General features: G+C 46.8%; 2 protein-coding genes. Both read right to left on the bottom strand.

The features are described from left to right. Positions 1–386: 386 nt before the first annotated feature. The gene (locus tag Mcas_RS15725) at positions 387–2,090 is read right to left on the bottom strand and encodes an ATP-binding protein (RefSeq protein WP_040336507.1); all 1,704 of its coding nucleotides are present in this window, start codon (positions 2,088–2,090) and stop codon (positions 387–389) included. A 3-nt stretch (positions 2,091–2,093) separates the two neighbouring features. Next, on the bottom strand, positions 2,094–3,179 hold the full coding sequence (locus tag Mcas_RS15720) for a DNA cytosine methyltransferase (protein ID WP_031631918.1): 1,086 nt from the start codon (positions 3,177–3,179) through the stop codon (positions 2,094–2,096). Positions 3,180–3,700 lie beyond the last annotated feature (521 nt).

Raw genomic sequence — 3,700 nt, 5'->3', positions numbered from 1 at the left:
TGGAAACTCTTCAAGATTACCAAATCTCGAAAGAAGCTCCAGCGTCTCTTTTCCGCCGAAGTCGCTAATCTGCTGTAGCCTGATATCATTTGCTTTAGGATCGGACACCAAGAGCAACGACTTCAAATAAGACACATGCAGGCTTCTTGCCTCAACCAATACCTCTCCCCAAGTCCGCACGGAAATCCGGCTATCGTATTCTCTAATCCCTCCCTTTTCGTGCCCTACTAGTACACCACTAATCTTAATAGATGGCGACGTATAAACATTTTGGATAATTCGAAGATAAGAGTTCAGCTGATCGTATTCTGCCGGCTGCAAAGTTTTCCCAGCCTCTGGACCTTTTAGCTCAAAAACAATAAGCTCCTTTTCTTCGCCAGCATCGCTTAAAAAACGAAATCCGGTCTTAGATTGCTAGTTCGCTCGCCAAGCGACCACTCACCCTGCTCGGGATCTGGCTTATGCTTCTTCTCGATTAACGTTCGAATATTCTGGTTGGCGGTTAGCCGTTCCCATTGCGGCCCCAGCAACCAGGGAAAGGTCTCGATTAAGCGCTGAAGGTGTGTTTCCGTCTTATCATCCTCAATCATTTTTCGAAGCACGGTAATAGCGGCTATTCGCTGTGACATTGTCACAGCAAGTCCCATTGCTTCTGGAACCATACTCTTTCGAAGTCCATCCACTAGGTCTGCAAAGACTTTTGTGTCTGAGTTCATTGAGGAGAAAATCTGCTCCCACAGCCCCTGAGTAATCTTTCTAGTTGGTGCGTGCACCCATGCTTCCGTGAAGCTTAGGGTAGCTTTCTCCTTAGCCTCTTCGTCACCAGAAAGATTATCCAAGACCTCACTTAGAAGCTCTGCAAGCGCCTCTTCTTCAGTACCACTGAGCCCGGCATTGAGCTTACGAATTTTTTCAATAGTATCTTTTTTTGGCTGCTTTTTTCGCCACTTCCTAAACTCTTCAAGCCAGTATCCAAGTTTAGCAGCGCCCCATTTATGGAATCCTTCAGTGCTATCTGTCTCCCAGTCAACAGAACGTCTATCTGTTGAAACAACATCCGTAGGAAGCTCATCAAGCCAGTCAGCCTCAACCACTCCATACAGGTATCTGCTGAGAATTTCCTTACCCTTTACATCGAAGAAAAAAGGACGATCCTGAGCGATCTTCCCATGGGCATATATACCTATACCCGCATTCTCAATCGACCAATCAGAGCCTGGCAAATTAACAAATCTAATCCAATACTTTACCGGCTTCTTAATGCCATTTACATCCACCTCGTCAGTGAGTGGATTATTCCAATCGCCAAAACCAAAGTCATGTAGCGGAGGAAGAGCATCGTCGGGTGTAATTTCTTTCTGATTAATGCAGACTTTAAAGTCAGGCCGCAGCATAGCGACAGTAAATCGCCGCCCCATTGCTCTAAGCAAAACATCTGGATTGACGGTTTTCTTTAAAGAGACATTCTTTAATACAATTACAACACCACCCTCACCATCTACACTCGACAGTATTTCCTGATATCGTTCAAGGTAACCCTGATAAGCCTCCTTGTCGATGATATCTAAAAACTCTTCTTTACTAACGCCGTCCGCCAAAACATCCGGCTCATAATTCGAGGCTGTAGCTGTATTGGCTTTAGCTAAAAGTTCTTGGAGAGAAAAACGCAACCAATAGTACTTTTCAGGCTCCCCTTCGCTATTACGGAGCCTCCTATTAGGACACGAAATTACATCAACCTTTCCGGCAATACCAAATCCTGCAAGTTTTCCAATACCCTTCCGCCCCATTGGCAAGCGACCACCAGGAGTTCGATCTGTAGGTTTGTCGCGTCGATTTCGACCAATGACCAAAAATTCATCCGTCAGCTCGTCACGAGTCATTCCTCTGCCGTTGTCAGTTATAACAACAACTGGGGAACCATCGCCTCCCTTGAGCTCAATATGAACCTTTGTCGCATCTGCGTCCCATGAGTTAGACAAAAACTCAGCAACAACATTGCTAGGCTTATTCTGATAAAGCTTAATCCCCAAATGCTCAATAACTCTATTCGAGAATTCAAGCTTAAACGCTTTTTCTACAGACCCCATTAATTACTCCCTGAGCTTATCCATGCAAACAGACGCCATAACAGAGGCGAATTTTGGTGGCAAGGCATTCCCTATTATTAGACAAACCTTATCAATATGATCAGTTTCAAAAACATAGCTATCCGGGAAGGTTTGAAGTCGAGCAGCCTCTCTCACCGAAATAGTCCTACACTCTTTAGGGTGACCAAAGCGCCCCTTACTTGGGACAGTGCACCCACCTGTAATAGTCGGGGATGGCTTATCCCAAGCCATACGCCCATATACATTAGTAAAGCCAATATCGCTTTTATGACAAGCTGGTCGAAGATGAAGAGGAATCTCCGTTCTAGAACCTCCCTCCGACAGGCTGGCCAAACGCATTTGATTTATCTCAGATATGTCTCGAACCACGTGCCAAGATACGGCTCTCGGCCCACCTTTTCGCTTACTGTTCGACAGCTTCAAAGGTTTAGACAAACCTTTAAGAGCATCGCGAACAGTAACCCATGGTGCTTTTCCATTCTCAGGATTTTCTGCATGCGTAGGTGCTGGAATACTAATATCACTATCCAAACAGCCCAACACAACAAGGCGCTTCCTACACTGAGGAACCCCGTAATCCGCAACCTCAACTAATCTATAATCTACCTGATAACCAAGAGACTTAAACTTCTTGATTACTGGCTCAAAGAGATGACCACCTCTTCCCGCCAACCCAGGAACATTCTCCATCATAATCGTTCTGGGGAGAATCTCAGCCACAATGCGTGCAAACTCATTAATTAACTTATCACGCCCATCTTCTCTTTTATATTTAGAAGTAAGAGAGCTAAAACTCTGACAAGGGGGACACGCAGCAACTAAATCCACGCGACCAGTTGGTGAAGTACTCACCAACTCAGCCCCTGTTACATCTTTAATATCCTTTGAAAAAAGCACTGCCTCGGGATGATTCCTTTGGTAGGTTGCAGAAGCTACTTCGTCCAGTTCAACAGCAGCAGATACCAAAAAACCTGCTTGCTTGAGCCCCAAACTTAGCCCACCGCCACCTGCGAAAAGATCAATCGCAACAAGTTGGTCCCTGGTCATACAATCCGCTTCTTGCCCCATGATTCCTAGCCAGCATCCTTCCCAGACCTACGCTGCCTTTGACAGCCAGATCCGTACCAAAATGCTATAGAATGCGCAGCAAATCCCCGAAGAGCAACAGAATCGGTACCGAATCTGTAGATGGGCGTGATCGATTCGATAAGGTGCAGAGCGCTCCTGCGAACGGCCATAGGCAACTGGCGGTCTTCCCCCTCTCGCCGACATTGGTCACATTCGCGACACGTCCAATCGCAGTCATCGAGTCCCATGCCCCCTACGGTGCATCCGTGCATGGCATCTGGCCACGTCGAAGCTAGCGCGAGGCGCTAGTACCCGTAAAGAGTCTAGGGTGACTACATAAGGCCAATTGTCAGAAACAGCCTGTTGAAATGAGGTTTCGTCACCTCTGAAAGGCCCGGTTTACAGGGGCTTCGGGGTAGCGCGGGGTCGCTCTCATGCGATTCATAATGCTGATGTCCCAGGTTCAAGTCCCGGTGTAGCCACCATATTTTTCAAGGGGTTAGCGCAAGCTAACCCCTTTT

The sequence above is a fragment of the Candidatus Magnetobacterium casense genome (assembly GCF_000714715.1).
Classification (GTDB): Bacteria; Nitrospirota; Thermodesulfovibrionia; order Thermodesulfovibrionales; family Magnetobacteriaceae; genus Magnetobacterium; species Magnetobacterium casense.
The sequence above is the reverse complement of the archived record's forward strand: the minus strand, read 5'-3'. Positions and strand labels throughout refer to the sequence as shown.

What these genes read in the sequence shown, in the direction of transcription:
- Mcas_RS15720 (WP_031631918.1), bottom strand. Translation starts at nt 3,179, where the DNA reads ATGGGGCAAGAAGCGGATTGTATGACCAGGGACCAACTTGTTGCGATT.
- Mcas_RS15725 (WP_040336507.1), bottom strand. Translation starts at nt 2,090, where the DNA reads ATGGGGTCTGTAGAAAAAGCGTTTAAGCTTGAATTCTCGAATAGAGTT.